This is a genomic window from Reyranella sp. (genome assembly GCF_965279465.1).
In the GTDB taxonomy this organism is placed as follows: domain Bacteria; phylum Pseudomonadota; class Alphaproteobacteria; order Reyranellales; family Reyranellaceae; genus Reyranella.
Genome location: NZ_OZ257242.1, coordinates 7,139,158 through 7,157,509, shown reverse-complemented (window position 1 = coordinate 7,157,509; position 18,352 = coordinate 7,139,158). Strand labels below are relative to the sequence as shown.

At 66.5% G+C, this 18,352-nt stretch carries 14 protein-coding genes; 6 read left to right on the top strand and 8 right to left on the bottom strand.

The features are described 5' to 3' along the window. Positions 1–158: 158 nt before the first annotated feature. Genes ACQY8M_RS34895 through ACQY8M_RS34880 form a run of 4 tightly spaced genes read right to left on the bottom strand, consistent with a single transcriptional unit; the run spans position 159 to position 3,724 of the window. Positions 159–1,235 carry a branched-chain amino acid ABC transporter permease gene (locus ACQY8M_RS34895; protein ID WP_428666318.1) on the bottom strand — a complete coding sequence of 359 codons (1,077 nt, stop codon included), beginning with the start codon at positions 1,233–1,235 and terminating at the stop codon, positions 159–161. A 10-nt stretch (positions 1,236–1,245) separates the two neighbouring features. Further along, on the bottom strand, positions 1,246–2,160 hold the full coding sequence (locus ACQY8M_RS34890; RefSeq protein WP_428666315.1) for a branched-chain amino acid ABC transporter permease: 915 nt from the start codon (positions 2,158–2,160) through the stop codon (positions 1,246–1,248). Next, a complete protein-coding gene (locus ACQY8M_RS34885) occupies positions 2,157–2,918 on the bottom strand; it encodes an ABC transporter ATP-binding protein (protein WP_428666312.1) in 762 nt (253 codons plus the stop codon). Before ACQY8M_RS34885 ends, ACQY8M_RS34890 begins: the two co-directional genes overlap by 4 nt. Before the next feature lie 38 nt (positions 2,919–2,956). Further along, positions 2,957–3,724 (bottom strand): ABC transporter ATP-binding protein, encoded by a 768-nt coding sequence (locus ACQY8M_RS34880; protein WP_428666309.1) that lies wholly within the window; start codon positions 3,722–3,724, stop codon positions 2,957–2,959. Positions 3,725–3,910: 186 nt separating this feature from the next. On the opposite strand from ACQY8M_RS34880, the gene ACQY8M_RS34875 reads away from it, so the two are divergent. Next, the gene (locus tag ACQY8M_RS34875; RefSeq protein WP_428666307.1) at positions 3,911–5,125 is read left to right on the top strand and encodes an ABC transporter substrate-binding protein; all 1,215 of its coding nucleotides are present in this window, start codon (positions 3,911–3,913) and stop codon (positions 5,123–5,125) included. Positions 5,126–5,314: 189 nt separating this feature from the next. Here the strand turns inward: ACQY8M_RS34875 and ACQY8M_RS34870 are convergent, their stop codons facing one another. From ACQY8M_RS34870 to ACQY8M_RS34860, 3 genes are read right to left on the bottom strand one after another with little or no spacing between them, the layout of a single operon-like run. Further along, positions 5,315–7,135 (bottom strand): hydantoinase B/oxoprolinase family protein, encoded by a 1,821-nt coding sequence (locus ACQY8M_RS34870; RefSeq protein ID WP_428666304.1) that lies wholly within the window; start codon positions 7,133–7,135, stop codon positions 5,315–5,317. Further along, entirely contained in the window at positions 7,132–8,937 is a 1,806-nt protein-coding gene (locus ACQY8M_RS34865; protein WP_428666302.1) for a hydantoinase B/oxoprolinase family protein, read from the bottom strand. Before ACQY8M_RS34865 ends, ACQY8M_RS34870 begins: the two co-directional genes overlap by 4 nt. 25 nt (positions 8,938–8,962) lie before the next feature. Continuing rightward, complete coding sequence (locus tag ACQY8M_RS34860; protein WP_428666299.1) at positions 8,963–11,038, bottom strand: hydantoinase/oxoprolinase family protein; 2,076 nt, start codon at positions 11,036–11,038, stop codon at positions 8,963–8,965. A gap of 386 nt (positions 11,039–11,424) precedes the next feature. On the opposite strand from ACQY8M_RS34860, the gene ACQY8M_RS34855 reads away from it, so the two are divergent. Next, complete coding sequence (locus ACQY8M_RS34855; RefSeq protein WP_428666296.1) at positions 11,425–11,703, top strand: hypothetical protein; 279 nt, start codon at positions 11,425–11,427, stop codon at positions 11,701–11,703. A 410-nt stretch (positions 11,704–12,113) separates the two neighbouring features. Here ACQY8M_RS34855 and ACQY8M_RS34850 read toward each other — a convergent pair whose 3' ends face one another. Continuing rightward, on the bottom strand, positions 12,114–12,872 hold the full coding sequence (locus ACQY8M_RS34850) for an SDR family NAD(P)-dependent oxidoreductase (protein ID WP_428666293.1): 759 nt from the start codon (positions 12,870–12,872) through the stop codon (positions 12,114–12,116). A gap of 174 nt (positions 12,873–13,046) precedes the next feature. Between ACQY8M_RS34850 and ACQY8M_RS34845 the strand changes: the two genes are divergently transcribed. The 4 genes from ACQY8M_RS34845 to ACQY8M_RS34830 are packed head-to-tail and all read left to right on the top strand — an operon-like array spanning position 13,047 to position 18,213. Continuing rightward, complete coding sequence (locus tag ACQY8M_RS34845) at positions 13,047–14,657, top strand: ABC transporter substrate-binding protein (RefSeq protein WP_428666290.1); 1,611 nt, start codon at positions 13,047–13,049, stop codon at positions 14,655–14,657. A gap of 3 nt (positions 14,658–14,660) precedes the next feature. After that, a complete protein-coding gene (locus ACQY8M_RS34840; RefSeq protein ID WP_428666287.1) occupies positions 14,661–15,686 on the top strand; it encodes an ABC transporter permease in 1,026 nt (341 codons plus the stop codon). Continuing rightward, entirely contained in the window at positions 15,683–16,555 is an 873-nt protein-coding gene (locus ACQY8M_RS34835; RefSeq protein ID WP_428666285.1) for an ABC transporter permease, read from the top strand. Before ACQY8M_RS34840 ends, ACQY8M_RS34835 begins: the two co-directional genes overlap by 4 nt. Continuing rightward, positions 16,552–18,213 (top strand): dipeptide ABC transporter ATP-binding protein, encoded by a 1,662-nt coding sequence (locus ACQY8M_RS34830; protein ID WP_428666282.1) that lies wholly within the window; start codon positions 16,552–16,554, stop codon positions 18,211–18,213. Before ACQY8M_RS34835 ends, ACQY8M_RS34830 begins: the two co-directional genes overlap by 4 nt. Positions 18,214–18,352 lie beyond the last annotated feature (139 nt).

The following is an 18,352-nucleotide window of genomic DNA, read 5'->3' as shown; positions in this document are numbered from 1 at the left end:
GTCTTCCTCCCCCGCTTGCGGGGGAGGTGGCGCGGTAATCCGCGACGGAGGGGGCGTGACGCACCATCTCCGTTGCCGTCCCCCTCCGACGCCGTATGACGGCGCCACCTCCCCCGAAGACGGGGGAGGGACTCTGATTCGAGCTCAGGGCACCACACTCACTCGGCCGGCTGGGCCTGTTCGGCCGGTTCGCCGGCAGGCTTGGCGCCGCGCCGGACGAACGGCCACGGGACCTCGCGGCTCCTGGTGAGACCGGCGGGACGGAACAGCAGGATCAGCACCATGATCACGCCAAGCCCGATTTCCTGTGCGCCCTGGGGCAGGGCGAACTTGCTGCCGCCGATGGTGACGCCGGCCTCGAACATGCGCAGGACCTCGACCACGAGCGTCACGACCAGCACGCCGACCACGGCGCCGGACAGGCTGCCGATGCCGCCAACCACGAGCATCGACAGGGTGATGAAAGTGAGGCCCATGTAGAAGATGTCGACCGTCAGCACGCCCAGGAAGTGGCCGTAGAGCGCGCCGCCCATGCCGACCAGGAAGGCGCTGGCGACGAAGGCGATGAGCCGCACCTTCACGATGTCGACGGCCGAGGCCTTGGCCGCGACCTCGTCGTCGCGCGAGGCTTTCAGCATCAGGCCATAGCGCGACCTCTGGAAGACGAAGGCTGCGACCAGGCTGATCAGTGCAAAGGTCAGCGCCTCCCACGGGCCGACGACCTGGGGAATGCCGATGATCGAGCTGGTTCCAGCGGTGACCGAGTCCCAGTTCGAATAGACGCTGTTGACGATGGCCAGGAAGGCGAAGGTCGCGATCGAGGCGGCGATGCCGGACAGGCGCATGATGGCGAAGCCGACGATCAGCGCTACCAGGGCGGCGAGTACGCCGCCACCCACGACCGCCAGCAGGAACGGATACTCCTCCTCGCGCAGGAAGAGCGGCAGGCCGGTCAGCATCAGCTGCTTCCAGGCCGGATTGCAGGTCGCCCACCCGGCCGCGTAGGCCCCGATGCACATGAAGCCAACATGGCCGAACGACAGGATGCCCGAGTTGCCGATGAACAGGTAGGTGGCGATCACCACCACCATGCGGATCAGCATCTCCGTGAGCGTGACGCTTGTCTGGTCGCCGCCCACGCCACTGACGACCGCCACGATCAGCACCAGCGCCAGGCCGAGCGACACCACCGGCCACCATTCGCGCGCGAGGCGCATCAACCGCCCGTCGTTCATGGTCGCAACCTCATACGCGCTGTGCCAGGGCTTTGGTCGGAATCAGGCCGGATGGCCGGAAGAGCAGCACCACGATGACGACAGTGAACACGAAGGCATCGCGAAAGGACCGCAAATCGTCCGGGAGGTAGGCCTGCGCCATCACCGAGACGAATCCGACCGCGAAGCCGCCGACCACGGCGCCGACCAGGCTGCCCATGCCGCCGATCACCGTTGCGATGAAGGCGAACAGCATCAGCGGAACGCCCATCATGTGGCTGAGCGTACCGGTCTGGGAGACGAACAGCAGCGCGGTCATGGCAGCCAGCACGCCGGAAATGGCGAAAGCCAGGCCGATGACGAAATTCCCGCGGATGCCGAGGTAGCGGGCCATGCGGAAGTCCTCGGCGGCGGCGCGCATCTGCACGCCGTAGGAGGTGCGGCCGAGGAACAGGCTGAGACCGACCATCAGCACGACCGTGGCCCCGATCGTCACCAGTTGAAGCTGCGGCACGCGCAGCTCGCCGATGGTGACCTGCTGCTGCAGGTTGGACCACATGTCGATCGCCTTGGGCCGCGCGCCATAGACCATCAGGATGGTGTTCTGGATGATGTAGCCCAGGGCGAAGGAGGCGATCATCAGCGTCGGCGCCGAGGCCTGGCGGAGCTTGCGGAACACCAGCAGGTCGCTCAGCAAAGCCAGCACGACCACGAGGGCGGCGACGACGGGCAGCATGAGATACCACGGCCAGCCGCCGATGAACTTGGTCGCCATCACTTCGGCCGAGGGCACGATCAGGGCGTAGGCGCCGAACGAGATGAAGTCACCGTGGGCGAAGTTGGTGAGGCGCAGGATGCCGAACAGCAGGCCGATGCCAAGAGCCGCCAGCGCGTAGAGGCTGCCCAGGCTGAGCGCGTCGATCAAATTCTGAAGGAAGACGATCATCGTGCCACACCTCCCAGCGCCACCGACCCGGCCGCGGGAGCGGGATGCTCGCCGAAGCCGAAATAGGCTTCCATGATCGCCTTGCCGTCCTGCAGGTTGCTCGCCCGGTCGTGGAGCTGGATGCGGCCGCCGCGCAGGACGTAGATGCGGTCGGCGAACTTCAGCACGCGCTTGGACGACTGCTCGTTGATCAGCAGGGTCAGGCCCTCGCTCTGCCGCAGGGATAGCAGGATCTCGTAGACCTGATCGACGATCAGGGGCGCGAGGCCGAGCGACGGCTCGTCGACCATGACCAGCCGCGGCTTGGTCATCAGGGCACGGCCGATCACCAGCATCTGCTGCTCGCCGCCGGAGAGCTGGCCGGCGGGCTGCTGCAGGCGTTCGCGCAGGCGCGGAAAATGCGAGAGGATGCGTTCGAAGTCGGCTGCTGCGCCGCTGCGGTCGCGGCGCTGGAAGCCGCCGATGCGCAGGTTCTCGGCGACCGTGAGCGACGCGAACACGTGGCGGCCTTCCGGCACCAGCGAGACGCCGAGCCGCGAGATCGCTTCGGGCGCCATGCCGATCAGGCCGCGTCCCTGCAGCTTGATGCCGCCGGCGTGGGGCGTCACACCGCCTGCGATCGCCGCCAGGGTCGTCGACTTGCCGGCGCCGTTGGGGCCGACGAGGCAGACGACCTCGCCTTCCGCCACGGTCAGGGAGACGCCACGCAAAGCCTGCAGCCGGCCATAGTTGACGTGAATGTCGTCGATCTCGAGCATGCTGCCGCTCCTCTATCGCTCGTGTGCCGGCCGGTTGGTCACGCCTGGCTGCCAAGATAGGCGGCGATCACGGTCTCGTTGCGCTGGATCTCCTGCGGCACGCCCTCGGCGATGGTGCGCCCGCCGTCGAGCACATGGATGCGGTCGCAGATCCCCATGACCACGCGCATGTTGTGCTCGATCAGCAGGACGCCGCAGGTGAAGACCTTGGGAATGGCGCTGACCAGATGCATGAGCTCGTCGCATTCGGCGTCGGACATGCCGGCGGCCGGTTCGTCGAGCAGGACGAAGGCCGGCGACAGCATGAGCGCGCGGGCGATGCCGACGCGGCGTTCGTCGGTGTAGGGCAGGGTGCCGGCGATGACGTCGGCCTTGGCTGCGATGCCGACCCACTTCAGCAGGTCGAGCGCCCGCATCCGGGCCTGGCGACGTCCCAGTCCGAGCCCGACGCCGCTCACCTCGACGTTCTCGACCACCGTCATCTCGCGGAACAGGCGGCCGGCCTGGAAGGTGCGGCCGACCCCGGCCTTGCGAAAGCGTTCGGGCTTCCAACCCGTCGTATCCTCGCGCGCCAGGAGGACACGGCCGCTGGTCGGGGCCTGAAAGCCGGTCAGGCAGTTGACCAGCGTGGTCTTGCCCGCGCCGTTGGGTCCGATGAGACCGAAGACCTCGTGACGGCCGACCGACAGGCTGACGTCGGCGATCGCCGCAAGGCCGCCGAAATGCACCACCACGTCCTTGGCGGTCAGCGTCGCGGCGTCTGCGGGCTTCAGCGAAATCGGCGGCGCCTCGGCCATAGCGTCCATGATTTTTCCGTGATCGCGGCAATCGATGCTCGGCAACAGCCGAGACCCCTTCAAAGGCAAGAAGCATGCAAATCCCCAAGGGCAACTTCGACGCGGTCTGGAACGGTCCTTGCGTAGAGTTTTCGCGGCGGCAGGCAGACGAGAACGACCTGGCCGCTTCGCACTCACCTAGCCGGGAGCAGCTTCATGATCATGCACACACGATTATTGCGCAGGGCATTAGCCGGTCTCGGCCTGCTTCTGTCTGCGAGTGTCACTCAGCCGTCGCACGCGGCCGACGACATCGTCTTCGGATTCTCCGTCGCGATGTCGGGGCCGATGGCGGCTTACGACGACAACAGCACCAAGATGGCGCGCGTCTTCATCGACGACATCAACGCCAAGGGCGGCCTGCTTGGCCGCAAGATCAAGGCGGTGTTCGCCGACACCAAGTCCGATCGCGCCGAAGGCGCCAAGGCGGGCCAGGAGGTGCTGCGCCAGGGCGCCGACGTGGTTTTCGGCACCTGTGATTACGACTTCGGCGCGCCGGCCCTGCTGCAGGCGCAGAAGGCCGGGAAGGTTTCGATTTTCCTGTGTGCCGAGGATCCGAAGGCCGGCATCGCCGGCATCGGTCCCTACTCGTTCACCTCGTCGATTGCAGCGCAGGTGCAAGGCGCCGTGGGCGCCGAGTGGGGCTACGAGAAGAAGGGCTGGAAGACCGGCTATGTCCTGCTCGACGACACGATCGAATACGACAAGTCGGTGTGCGCCGGCTTCGACTGGATGTTCCCGATCAAGGGCGGAAAGATCGTCGGTCGCGATACTTTCAAGAACGGCGATTCATCGATCGCCTCGCAGATTACCCGTCTGCGCAGCACCATGCAGGCCCAGAAGGTCGACATGATCATGTTGTGCACCTACCTGCCCGGCGGCGGCTCGGCGACCCGCCAGATCCGCGCGGCCGGCATCGACTTGCCGATCTTCAACGGCAGCTCGATGGACGGCACCTATTGGCTGGATGCCGTACCCAACCTCTCGAACTTCTTCGTCCCGGTGCAGGCGTCGATCTACGGCGACGATCCGCGGCCGGAGATTGCCCAGCTCATCGAGCGCTACAAGAAGAAGTTCAACGAGGCGCCGGTCACGCAGTACGCCTTTCCGATCTACTCGGTCCTCGAGCTGTGGGCGAAGGCGGTCGAGAAGGCCGGCACGACCGACACTGCCAAGGTCGTGGCCGTGATGAATACGTTCAAGGACGAGCCGACGGTGCTTGGTGTCCGCAGCTTCAGCGACAAGCTGCATATCCAGGACCGCGCGCCCTACATGGTCGTCGAGATCGCCGACAAGAAGGGCAAGGTCCTCGAGCCCTGGCGCATCAGCCAGGCGGTGCCCAACGACGTTCTCTATCGCCTGAAGAAGTAGTCGGAGACCCTATCGCGCAATCAGGAAGGCGGCCCCGGGCCGCCTTCTTCATGTCCGGTGGAATGCTGGGTTCTTGGTTAGAGAGGGCGCTGCGCTGGGAGCGCGGCTCTCCAGAGCCGCTCATGGGATGTGGCAAACCGAAGAAAGAGCGGCTCTGGAGAGCCGCGCTCCCAGCAGTAGGATATCGGTTCAGCGATAAGCAACGCGCATGGCGCGCAGCTCTGCTCGTCTCTGCCGTGTCGCGTCGAGGTCGACCGCCAAGGTCTCCTCCTCGGGACTGCCGACGAGGATGACGCCGTACAGGTCGCGCGCCCGCTCCATCGTCTCCCAGCGCTCGAGGACGTCGTTGAGGACGCGCCGTGGGTCGCGCTCGAGGGGATCGCCGTAGCCGCCGCCGGAGCAGTCGATGCCGCGGATGGTCTCGCCCTTGGCGATGTCGATACGCACGATGTTGTCGAGCTGTTGCGCCAGGCCGTTGGCGCTAATGTGCCAGCCGGCGGCGGTCTGTCCGTCGCGGCCGCCGCGCACGCCCTTCGGCGGCACGTGCTGGCCGTCGCAGGGATAGATCACCGTGACGGGATGCTCCTTGGGACCGAAGGCCACGTCGCCGCCCGGCGCGCCGCGGAAGCGGCCGGCGCCCCCCGAGCCCGGGATCAGCCTGAGATGGCGGAACTCGATCGGGTGCTTCAGCTCGTCGATCTCGACGGAATCTCGGAAGACGACGCCGCTATCGACCGGCAGGCCGTAGTTCGGCCAGCCGTCGGCGCGCGGGCTGGCCGGGCCGCCGTTGTTGGCGATGATGAGCTGATTGATATAGCGCGCATCGCCGAAGCGGTGATCGCGCCCCGAGATCACCGAGAAGGCGACGCCCATCCCCAGCCCGCCCTCGGCGATGCCGTAGCGGTCGCCGAGCTGGGCAAAGGCCGCGCCCGTGCAGTTTACCAGCCGGTCGGCCACGTTGGTGGTGGCGAGCGAACAGGAATGGGGGAAGCGCGGCCGGCCCACGACCGAGCCGTCGCGCATCAGCACCTCGACACGCCGGAACGAGCCCGAGTTCTTGGGGATGTCGGGATCGAGCGAGTTGAACACGCCGGTCAGCACGGCCGACACGGTGCAGGCTTCGCTGAGATTGAGGCCGGCCTCGACATTGTCGGCATTGCCGCGCAGGTCGACCGTCACGCGCGCCGCCTGCGGGTCGATCGTGATGTCGACATGGATCGGGATACCCTCGGGCAGCATGGGCTGGAACGGGTCATGCCGGCCGTCATTGACCAGATGCGCCGGCGGCAGGCGGCCGAGCGAGGCCATCATGCGCTGCTCGGAGTAGTCCAGCCAGTCGGCGACGAAGCGCTTGATCGTCGCCGTGCCGAACTTGGCGCACAGCTCCTTGAGGCGGCGTTCGCCGATGCGGGCGGCGCCGAGCCCGGCGAGGAAGTCTCCGTACCACTGGTCGGCGACGCGGATGCGGCTGCGCGCCATGCGCACCACGTCGTCGATCATCCGGTAGTCGCGCTGGATGCGCACCGACGGAAAGATCAGCCCGCCTTCCTCGTAAACGTCCTTGGCACCGGCGTGATAGGTGCTAGGGATCGAGTTGCCGATATCGGCCTGGTGGGCCTTGGCAACGGCGGTGAAAAGATGCTCGCCATCGACGAAGACCGGCACCAGGAACGTATGGTCGGCGGGGTGCGTGTTGCCCGTGTAGGGATCGTTGTGCAGGAACGCATCGCCCTCGGCCAGGACCGGATGTGCCACCGTCATCGCCCGCGCCTGTTCGTGAACGCCGAAGATATGGATCGGCAGCCCCTCGACGCAGGCCAGAAGCTGGTTGTCGGCCGTACAGATGCCGCAGGAGAAGTCGCGGGCGCTGCTGATAACGGCCGATCGCGCGGCGCGCAGCAGCGTATTGGTCATCTCGCGGACGATGCCGTCGATCCGGTTGGCGATGACGGCCGTCACCACCGGATCGATTGCGGGCCCGGGCGTGGACTCGCCCGCCGATGCGGTCATTCGGCGGGCGCTGCCTCCGCCGTCCGTCCGGCACGCAAGGCGGCCGTGGCGGAGATATCGACGGCCAGCGACTCGTCCTCGATCGAGCCGGTGAAGACCACGCCGTAGAGCTCGCGCGCCCGCTGCGGGGTTTCCCACTTCTCGATCACGTCATGCAGCACGCGCCGCGGATCGCGCTGCATCGGGTCGCCGTATCCGGCACCGGACGAGTCGAGGCCGCGGATCTGCTCGCCCTTCTTGATCTCGATCTGCGTCACGTTGGGCAGCTTGGTCTCCAGCCCGTTGGCGCTGATGTGCCAGCCCTCGGCGCAGGTTCCGTCATCGCCGCCGCGCACGCCCTTGGCCCCAAAATGCTGGCCGTCGCAGGGATAGATCACCGTGATCGGGTGTTCCTTCGGCCCGAAGGCGATGTCGCAGCCCGGCGCGCCGCGGTAGCGTCCGGCGCCGCCCGAGCCCGCCACCAGGCGCATGTGCTTGAATTCCATCGGATGCTTCAGCTCGTCGATCTCGACGGAGTCGCGGTACATCAGGCCCCCGACCACCGGCAGCCCGTAGGTCAGCCAGCCGTCGGCCCGGGCGCTGGCCGGACCACCGTTGTTGGCGATGATGAGCTGGTTCACATAGGGGTTGTCCTCGGCACGGTGGTCCTTGCCGGAAACCACGGCGAAGGCCACGCCCATGCCGACGCCGCCCTCCGCCAGGCCGTAACCGTCGCCGAGCTGGGCGAAGGCGGCACCCGTGCAGTTCACCAGCCTGTCGGCGACATTCGTGGTGGCGACCGAGCAGCTATGCGGGAACTTCGGCTTGCCCACCACGGCGCCCTCGCGCATCAACATCTTGACCCTGCGGAACGAGCCGGAGTTGCGCGGAATCTCCGGATCGAGCGAGTTGAACACGCCGGCCATGACCGCCGACACGGTGCAGGCCTCGCTCTCGTTGAAGCCGCAATCGATGTTGTCGATGTTGTCGCGCAGATCGATGGTGATCGCCGCATTCTCCGGATCGATCTCGATCTCGACCTTGAGCGGGATGCCGTCGGGCAGCAGCGGCTCGAACGGATCGTGCCGGCCGGTGTTGACCATCCTGGCCTTCGGCATCTTGCGGATGCCGTGGATCATGCGCTGCTCGGAATAATCCAGCCAGTCGCGGGTGAAGGTCTTGATGACCTCCTTGCCGTACTTGGCGCACAGCTCCTTCAGCCGCCGCTCGGCCACGCGGGCCGCGCCGATGCCGGCCAGGAAGTCGCCATACCACTGGCCCGGCACGCGGATCCGGCTGCGGCACATGCGGATCACATCCTCGATCATCTCGTAGTTGCGCTGGATGCGCACCGCCGGGAAGATCAGCGAGCCTTCCTCGTACACGTCCTTGGCGCCGGCGTGATAGGTCGTGGGAATCGAGTTGCCGATATCGGCCTGGTGCGCCTTGGCGGCGGCCGTGAAGAGATGCTCGCCCTCGAAGAACACCGGCACGAGGAAGCAGTGATCGGCCGGATGGGTGTTGCCCGAGTAGGGATCGTTGTGCAGGAACGCGTCGCCCTCGGCGAGGTCGGCATGATACTCGGTCATGGTGCGCGCCTGGTTGTGGACGCCGAAGATGTGGATCGGCAGTCCCTCGGCGCAGGCCAGGAGCTGGTTGTCGCCCGTCGCGATGGCGCAGGAGAAGTCGCGGGCGCTGTTGATGACAGACGATCGGGCGGCACGCAGCAGCGTGTTGGTCATCTCGCGCACGACGCCGTCGATGCGGTTGGCGATCACGGCGGTGATCACCGGATCGATCGTTGAGGAGGCTTGCTGGCTCATGTCCGGTGCTCGCTCTGCAGGAAGGTCAACCGATGCCGAATGTGTAGTTGCCCGCGCCCGAGACGGTGGTCGAGGTCTGTGGGAACACGACGAGGGTGGTGGTCGGCTCCTCGACGATGGCGGGGCCGATGATCTTGAAACCGGGCTGCAGGTCGCTCGATTTGTAGATCGGCGTGGCGACCGGCGCGTTGCCGCCGAAATAGCAGGGGCGGGTGGTCGACGGCATCGGCGCGGGCGTCACCGTGGCCGTGGCGCCGGGCTTCACTTCCGCGGCCAGCTTGACGACCAGGCGGGCCTTCCAGTTGACGCATTCGACCGGGCTGCCTACGTCGCGCATCGCGAAGACACGCTCGTGGACCTTGTGAAAGCTCTCGACCAGCGCGTCGACATCGGCCTGGTCGCGGAAGCGGGCGAAGGGCAGTGGCGTTTCCAACTCCCAGACCTGGGCGAGATATCGGGCCTCGGTCAGGAATTCGATGTGGTGAGTGCCTTCGGCGCGCGCGCCCAGCGTCGTGACGAACTTCTTCAGCTTGTCCTCGAGCGCCGCAAGGGTCCGGTTGACGCCGTCCATGCCGAAGCGGTCGGAGGTCGTGACCAGGCTCGCGGTCTCTTCCTTGACGATGTCGGCGAACTGCATGCCCGAGGCCGACAGGGCCGAGGCGACCTTGGGCAGGATCACCCGGTCGCAGCCAAGCTCCTGGGCGATCGGCAGGATGTTGATGCCGGCGGCACCGCCGCCTGCGACGATCGTGCTTTCGCGCGGATTGACGCCTTCGGCGATGGTGATCTCCTGGATCGCCTTGATCATCAGCTCGGTTGCGAGGTTCAGGATGTTCCAGGCCGTCTCCTCGACCGAGCGGCCGATGCGGTTCGCCACCGTGGCGATCGCCGTACGGGCCGCTGGAATATCGAGCTGCATGCGGCCGCCGAGGAAGAAGTCCGGATCGAAATATCCCAGCACGCAGGCCGCGTCGGAGACCGTCGGCATGGTGCCGCCGCGGCCGTAGCAGGCCGGACCCGGCTCGGCGCCGGCCGACTGGGGGCCGACCCGCATCAGGCCGCCCTCGTCGATCCAGGCGATCGAGCCGCCGCCGGCACCGATCGAGCGCACGTCGACCGACGAGATACCGAGCAGGTGTCCCGTCCACTGACCGCCGAGCCAGGTGTCGCGGCTGTAGGCCAGGCGGCCGTCGCGCACCAGGCCGACGTCGAAGGTCGTGCCGCCGGTGTCGCAGACGATGACGTTGTCGCCCATCTTCTCGATGGTCGAGTAGGTCAGCCCCGCGACCGGTGCCATCGCCGGTCCCGATTTTGCGGTATGGATCGGCGCGTCGATCAGTTCGTCGATCAGCATGACGCCGCCGACGCTGGTCGAGACCAGGATGTCGTTCTTGTAGCCGGCTGCCCGCAGGTCGGTCTCGAGGCCGCGCAGATGGTCCTGCATCAGCGGCTTCAGCGAGGCGTCGATCGCCGTCGCCGAGGCCCGGCGATACTCGCGCACGATCGGCACGAGCTGATGCGACAGGGTGAAGGGCACGTCCGGCATGATCTCGGTGAGCAGCTCGCCCAGCCGCAATTCATGCTCCGGATTGGCGATCGACCAGAGGAAGCAGACTGCCACGGCCTCGAACCCGCGGTCCTTCAGCGTCTGCACGACCGAGCGTGCCTGCGCCTCGTTGAACGGTACCGACGCGGTGCCTTCCGCGCTCATGCGTTCCTCGATCTCGAACGTGTAGCGGCGCGGGATGTAGGGTTCGGGATAGTCCTTGGTGAAATCGTGCGGGTTGACCTTGCCGCCTTCCTTCAGCACCAGTGTGTCGGGGAAGCCCATCGTGGTGACGAAGGCCGTCTTGGCGACGGTCCGCGTGACGATGGCGTTGGTTGCCCGCGTCGTGCCGTAGATCAGCAAGTCGGTCTGGGTCAGCAGCTCAGGCATGGTCATGCCGAGGTCGCGGGCCGCCACCTCGATCGCTTCCCGCATGCCGACGAAAATGCGGCTTTTCGTGGTCAGCGCCTTGCCGATGGTCTGTTGCCCGGCCTCGTCCATCACGACGATGTCGGTGAAGGTGCCGCCGGTATCGACCGAGATCCTGAATCCCATCTTGGTCCTTTGTCCTGAGTCTTGTCGTTGGGCCGGGACCGAAGGATGCAAGGTTCGTGCCGGTGCCTTCTTATGTGATCACATTGGTCGTGACGGTATCGTAAACGGCCCTTGTCCCCTGAGCGCAGCAAAGGATCTCATCGAACGATCGGACGCGGGCGACGTAGCTGGCGTGAGGTCCTTGCATGTTGCAGGAGAAGCGCTTGAAAGGGAGCTGACGCGAGGGAGCGACACCTCTCTCCTGCGCCGACGGGACGGAGCCCGATAAGGTCCATGGAGGCCGCCTTGGCGGACCCCGCAGCGAAGCTCGGAGCCAGTATCGTCTCGTCGCAAAGCCTGCACGGCTGCATGGTCACGAGACCGAATGCAAGGAAGGGATCCCGAAGATGAGCCAGACGGTAGTCATCGCCGGCATCGGTGTCAGCAAGGACAAGCTCGACATTCATGTCTTGCCGAGCAATCAGACCTTGGTGGTCAACCGCGACCATCGCGGCTTGGCCAGCCTTGTTCGCCGGCTGCGCAAGGCAGACGTCGAGCAGGTCGCCCTGGAAGCCAGCGGCGTCTACGAACGCATCGTCATCGAAGCCTTGGGGCCGGTCGTAGATCTCCTGCGGTATGCCGACCTGCAGGAGCTCGGCACCATTCATGATGCCAATGCGGTCTGATAGGACCAGCGCCTCCGCCTGGTCGTGGGTGACGTAATGTCTCCAAGCACGACAGCTGACTCACGTCTCCATCGCGTGCCGAATACCCTCGTCGGTAGACGGGCATTCATTGGCGGCCTGGATACGATGATCGAGCCTTCTCTCTCTCCTCGGCTTGTTCGCACAGCAGGCTTCGCAATGGACGAAGGATGGGATCGCAAAGGGAAAAGCAGTAACCGTGTCAGAGGTTCACGGCGCGCGGGCCACTGCGAATGTGCTGCGCGATAATCCTCCCTGATCGGGATTTTCCCGGAATGCGCCCGGCTCATGCCGGTTGCGTCCCCGCGCTGGATCAGCGTCCGTCCCTCATGATGTGATCAAAACTTGGGATGGTGACGCCCGAAATGGCAGCAGGGGCAGACCATCAATATCTAGTATCTGCCGACCAGCAACCCGCCATCGACAGCGATGACCTGGCCGGTGATGTAGCGCGCAGCCGGCGAGGCGAGAAACACGATGACGTCGGCGATGTCCTGGGGCTCACCCAGCCGGCCCATGGGAATGAAGGCGGGCGCCGCTTCCGCGCCCTCGGGACCGAGCGAGTGCTCCTGCGACAGAAGCTGCGCCGTGCGGATGTAGCCAGGTGCCACGCCATTGACGCGGACTCCGCTGCGCGCGAGCTCGACGGCGAGGCCGCGCACCAAGCCGACGACGCCCGCCTTTGCCGAGGAATAGTGGACGTGCTCGTCCCAGCCGTAGGCGACACCCATGATCGAGGAAAGTGCCACGACGGCACCCGAGCCGCGCTTGATCATGCCGGGGACGGCGGGGCGTACGATTCGCAGGATACCCTTGAGGTCGACGTCGAACGTGTGGTCCCACTTCTCGTCGGTCATGGCGCCGAAGGGGACACGGTGGGCGATGCCGGCGTTGGCGATGACGACGTCGACCGCGCCCAGGCGCTGCTCGGTCTCGGCGACGACTGCATTCGCCTGCTCGGTGCTCGTGACATCGAGGAACCGGAAATCGGCGCTGCCGCCCTTGCCGCGGATTTCATCGACGACGGCATTGCCTTCGGCCTCGAGCACATCAGTGACGACGACATGACAGGCCTGGTCGGCGAAGGCCAAGGCCGTCGCGCGTCCGATGCCGATTCCTCCACCCGTGATCAATACGACTCGCTTCGCCATTTCGACCTCAAGTGCCCGATACGCCCTGCGAGCAACGTTCGTGCCACGATGTGCTCACGGCGTGGCCGCTTCATCGTTCGGCGCGCCAACCCATGGCATGGGATTTGCGACATCGGCTTTTTGAAAGGCGGCGGGTGGATACGCTTTTCTTCCAACCGTTGAGATGGTGTCGAGATGAAGCGTCGAGTGCTTTTGCAGGGAGCGGCTGGTGCGGCTCTGATAGCGGGCGGCGGAGGCAAGGCCTTCGCACAGAGCAGGGCGGAAACGCTGCGCTACGTGACGGGCGCCACCATCAATACCCTCGACACGACCATGCCGGGTGCGACCCGCGAATCGTTCGGCCTCAGCATGAACGTCTACGACCGCCTGTTCGCCTTCGGCCGCAAGAAGCTGCCCGGCGACGCCTGGAGCTTCGATCCCAACACGATCCGGGGGGAGCTGGCCAAGTCCTACAGCATCAGCGCCGACAGCAAGGTCATCACCGTCACGTTACGCACCGACGCGACCTGGCACGACGGCTCGCCGGTGACGGCGGAGGACGTGAAATGGTCGCTCGACCGCCATGTCACGGCGAAGTCGCTGGCGGCGCCGCAGTTCACGACCGGGTCGTTGCTGAAGGCCGACCAGTTCAAGATCGTCGACCCGCAGACGATCACCGTGACGCTCGACAAGCCGGACCGGTTGGCGCTCGCCAATCTCTGCGTCTGCTACGCGATCATGATCAACAGCAAGCTCGCCAAGCAGCACGCCACCGCCGACGACCCGTGGGCGACGGAGTGGATGAAGACCAACACCGCGGCGAGCGGCGCCTACATCGTAGAGAGCCACAAGCCGGGCGAGAGCACGGTGCTGCGCCGGAACGAGAAGTGGGTGGGCAGTGGCAGCGGAGCGTTGCCGTTCTTCAAGCGCATCATCATCCAGACCGTCCCCGAGGCGCCCACGCGCGCCAACCTGATCGAGCGCGGCGACGCCGATCTGGCGATCGATCTGGCGGCCAGCGACATCCCGACGCTCGAGAAATCTGCCAAGGCCAAGGTCGTGTCGATCCCGCAGTCGAACGGCTTCACGCACATCACGATGAACACGCAGATGGCGCCGTTCGACAACGTCAAAGTGCGTCAGGCGGTGGCGGCGGCACTGCCGTACGACGATATGTTCAAGGCGACGATCTTCTCCCGCGGCCGCAAGCTCTATGACGCGAGCTGGACGACCACGCCGCCGAACTCGAGCTTCCCGCAGGAGATTCCCAACAAGACGGACCTGGCGCTGGCCAAGAAGCTGCTCGCCGAGGCGGGCCATCCCAACGGCTTCTCGACCACCTTCGCGTTTACGGCGGGGCAGGCGGCGACTGCCGAGCCGATGGCGGCGCTGGTGAAGGAGTCGCTGGCCAAGATCGGCATCCAGGTCGAGATCCAGAAGAAGCCCGATGCCGAGTTCAACACGCTGGAATCCGACAGCAAGATGCCGTTCTTCACCGACGGCGCGACAGCGTGGCTGCCTTACACCTATTACTACTTCTACCTCTACTTCACGCGGCCGCAGCGCTGGAACTTCGCCGCCTGGAAGAGCACTCGGATGGAGGAGCTCACGCTCGAGGCGCGCTACCAGACCGACCAGGCGAAGTACGACGCCGGCTGCAAGGAGATGATCGAGCTCTTCACCGCCGCGACGCCGCTGGTCATGTTGTGGCAGCCCAACCACGACGCCGTCATGGCGAAGTCGGTCGATGGCTACACCTACCAGTTCTACCGGCAGGCCGACTTCCGCGACCTCAAGCGGGTGTAACCCTTGTATGCCGCCGTCCTCCGGCGGGTGGGCCGCAGGCTGCTGGCCTCGATCCCGGCCTTGCTTGGCGTGATCGTGGTGACGTTCACGCTGATGCGCGTGCTGCCCGGCGATCCCGCGGTGTTCTTCGCCTCCGGTCCCAGCGCCGGGCGCGAAGAGATCGAGGAGCTGCGCCGCACCATGGGACTCGACAAGCCGATCCCGGTGCAGCTCGTCCGCTATCTCGGAGAGATGGCCAAGGGCGACTTCGGGCGGTCCATGACGACCGGTCAGCGCGTGGTGCAGGATATCCGAAACCGGCTGCCCGCCTCGCTCGAGCTCACCTTCAGTGCCCTCGCCATCGCGCTCCTGCTGGCGCTGCCACTCGGCATCGCTGCGGCGCTGCGGCCGGGCTCGATGGTCGATCACGCCGTGCGCCTTCTCTGTACGCTCGGCGTCTGTGTCCCCACTTTCGTGTCGGGCCTGCTGCTTATCTATGCCTTCTACTATCTCCTCGGATGGGCGCCGGATCCGACGGCGCGCATCGACATCTTCGCCTCGCCGCCGCCCGAGATCACCGGCTTCTACCTGATCGACTTCGCGCTGACGGGTGATGGCGAAGGCTGGTGGGCGGCGTTCCGCCAGCTCCTGCTGCCGGCCTTCACCATGGCGCTCTTCGTGCTGGCGCCGCTCGCCCGCATGACCCGCGCCTCGATGCTGGCCGTGCTGGGCAGCGACTTCATCCGCACCGCGCATGCCGTGGGCCTGCCGCGCGCCCGCGTGATCGTGGCCTATGCGCTGCGCAATGCGCTGCTGCCGGTGCTGACCATCACCGGCATCGTCTTCTCGACCATGCTGGGCGCCAACGTGCTGGTCGAGAAGGTCTTCTCCTGGCCGGGCGTGGCCTCCTATGCGCTCGATGCGCTGCTCTCATCCGACTACGCGCCAGTGCAGGCCTTCGTGCTCCTGATGGCGTCGATCTTCGTGCTGGTGAACGTCACGATCGACATTCTCTACGGCATCGCCGATCCGCGGGTGTCGGTCGTATGAGCGAAGCGGTTCTCGGCCAGCGACGCGGCGGCATCGGCCGGCACATCGTCTATGTCTTGCGCTCCAACCCCGTCACGGCCGTCGCGGCGGCCGGAGCCTCGGTCCTGCTCTTCATCGCGCTCTTCTCGCCGCTGCTCGTGCCCTACGACCCCATCGCCTCCAACGTGCCGATCGCGCTGCAGCCGCCCTCGGCCGCGCATTGGGCGGGCACCGACCAGCTCGGCCGCGACATCCTGAGCCGCATCCTGGCGGCGACCCGTCTCGATCTCGCGATCGCCTTCTCGGCCGTCAGCCTGTCCTTCGCCGCCGGCGCGGTGATCGGCGGCTTCTGCGGCTATGTCGGCGGCAGCCTCGATCGCTGGGTCGGCCGCTTCGTCGACGTGCTGATGGCCTTCCCGCTGTTCGTGCTGGCCATGGCCATGGTTGCCGCCCTGGGCAATCGCGTCGAGAACATCATCATAGCGACCGCCGTCATCAACCTGCCATTCTACATCCGCTTTGCGCGCGCCGAGGTGAACGTGCGGCGCAACGCGGGCTGGGTCGAGGCGGCGCGCGCCTGCGGCGACAGCCACCTCTCGGTCGTGCTGCGTGTGCTGCTGCCCAATGTCCTGCCGGCGATGGCCGTCCAGATCTCGCTCAATCTCGGATGGGCGATCCTCAATGCCGCCGGCCTGTCCTTCATCGGTCTGGGCGTGCGGGCGCCGACGCCGGAGTGGGGCATCATGGTGGCCGAAGGCGCGCGCTTCATTACCACCGGCAAATGGTGGCTGGTCGCCTTCCCGGGCCTGGCGCTGATGCTGACCGTGCTCTGCTTCAATCTGCTGGGCGACGGGCTGCGCGACATCCTCGATCCCCGCATGCGGACATGACGGCGCGGCTCCTGGAGGTCGAGAAGCTGCAGGTCGCCTTCTCGACGCGGCACGGCATCGTCGAGGCGCTGCACGGAGTCGACATCGCGCTGGAGCCTGGCGAGACACTGGGCATCGTGGGCGAGAGCGGGTCGGGCAAGTCGGTGACATCGCTTGCCGTCATGCGCCTGCTCGACCGGGCGGGCCGCATCACCGGCGGAACCGTGCGCTTCAAGGGGCAGGACATCACGCGGTTGGCGCCGGCCGATCTGCGGCATCTGCGCGGCTCGGCGATCTCGATGATCTTCCAGAACCCGCGCGCGGCGCTCAACCCGATCTGCACCGTCGAGAAGCAGATCGTCGACGTGCTGGCGGCGCACGGGCGGCTGTCGAAGGGCTCGGCGCGGGATCAGGCGCTGGCGCTTCTGAAGGCGGTGCTGATCCGCGATCCCGAGGCGCGGCTCTCGGCCTATCCGCACGAGCTGTCGGGCGGCATGTGCCAGCGCATCATGATCGCCATGGCGATCGCCTGCGAGCCCGCGTTGCTGATCGCCGACGAGCCGACTACCGGCCTCGACGTCACCACGCAGCAGACGGTGATGGAGCTGCTGTCGCGGCTGCAGAAAGAACGCGGCATGGCGATGATCCTCATCACCCATGATCTCGGTCTTGCCGCGCGCTGGTGCGACCGCATCGCGGTGATGGAGGCCGGCCGGGTGGTCGAACAGGGCCAGACCGAGGCGTTGTTCGAGGCGCCGGCGCACCCCTATACCCGCCGGCTGGTCGCGGCATCGCCGACCCGGCACTCGACGCTCGCCGACCTGGCCGTCGACGCGCCGCCGGTCGTGCAGGTGCAGCGGCAGCAACGGCCGGGCACACCGCCGCTGCTCGAGCTCGTCCATGTCGTGAAGTCGTTCGGCGGGCCGAGCCGCGCGGTCGACGACGTGTCGTTCCAGATCCCGCCCGGCGGCGCGCTGGGCCTGGTGGGCGAGTCGGGATCGGGCAAGAGCACGCTCTCGCGACTGATCTGCCGGCTGCTCGATCCCGACGGCGGCGACATCGTCTTCGAAGGCGAGTCGATCGCGCGCGTGCCGGCCCGCGAGTTCCACAAGTCGCCGCTGCGCGGTGACATACAGATTGTGTTCCAGGATCCGAACGACAGCCTGAACCCGCGCCATTCCGCCTTCGACAGCATCGCCTATCCGCTGCGTCGGCTCGAAAAGCTGCGCGACGGTGCGGCGCTCACGACCCGGGTGCGCGACGCGGCGAGCCGCGCCGGCCTGCAGCTCGAGCTGCTGGAGCGCTTTCCCCATCAGCTTTCCGGCGGGCAGAAGGCGCGCGTCGGCATTGCGCGTGCGATCGCGCCGCGGCCGAAGCTGATGATCCTCGACGAGCCGACGGCCGCCCTCGACGTGTCGGTGCAGGCGGTGATCCTGCAGCTTCTCGACCGGCTGCGCCGCGAAGAGGGGATCGGCTTGCTGTTCGTCAGCCACGATCTCAACGTCGTGCGGATGCTGTGCGAGGACCTTGTCGTGCTGCAGGCCGGCAAGGTGGTGGAGGCCGGGCGAAGCCGCGACATCTTCCACAAGCCACAGGACGCCTACACCCGCGCGCTGCTCGAGGCAGTGCCGTACTTCGACCCGCAGCGTCGGGCGCGGCTGCAGGCGTTGAGCGCCTGACCCCGTTCCCGTCGTCCTGAGCGGAGCGAAGCGTAGTCGAGGGACCTGCTCATTCCGGCAGACGTTGCATGAACAGGTCCCTCCACTACGCCTCGCGGAGTTTACCCCGAGGTAATCCGAGGGGCTCAGCTCCGGTCGG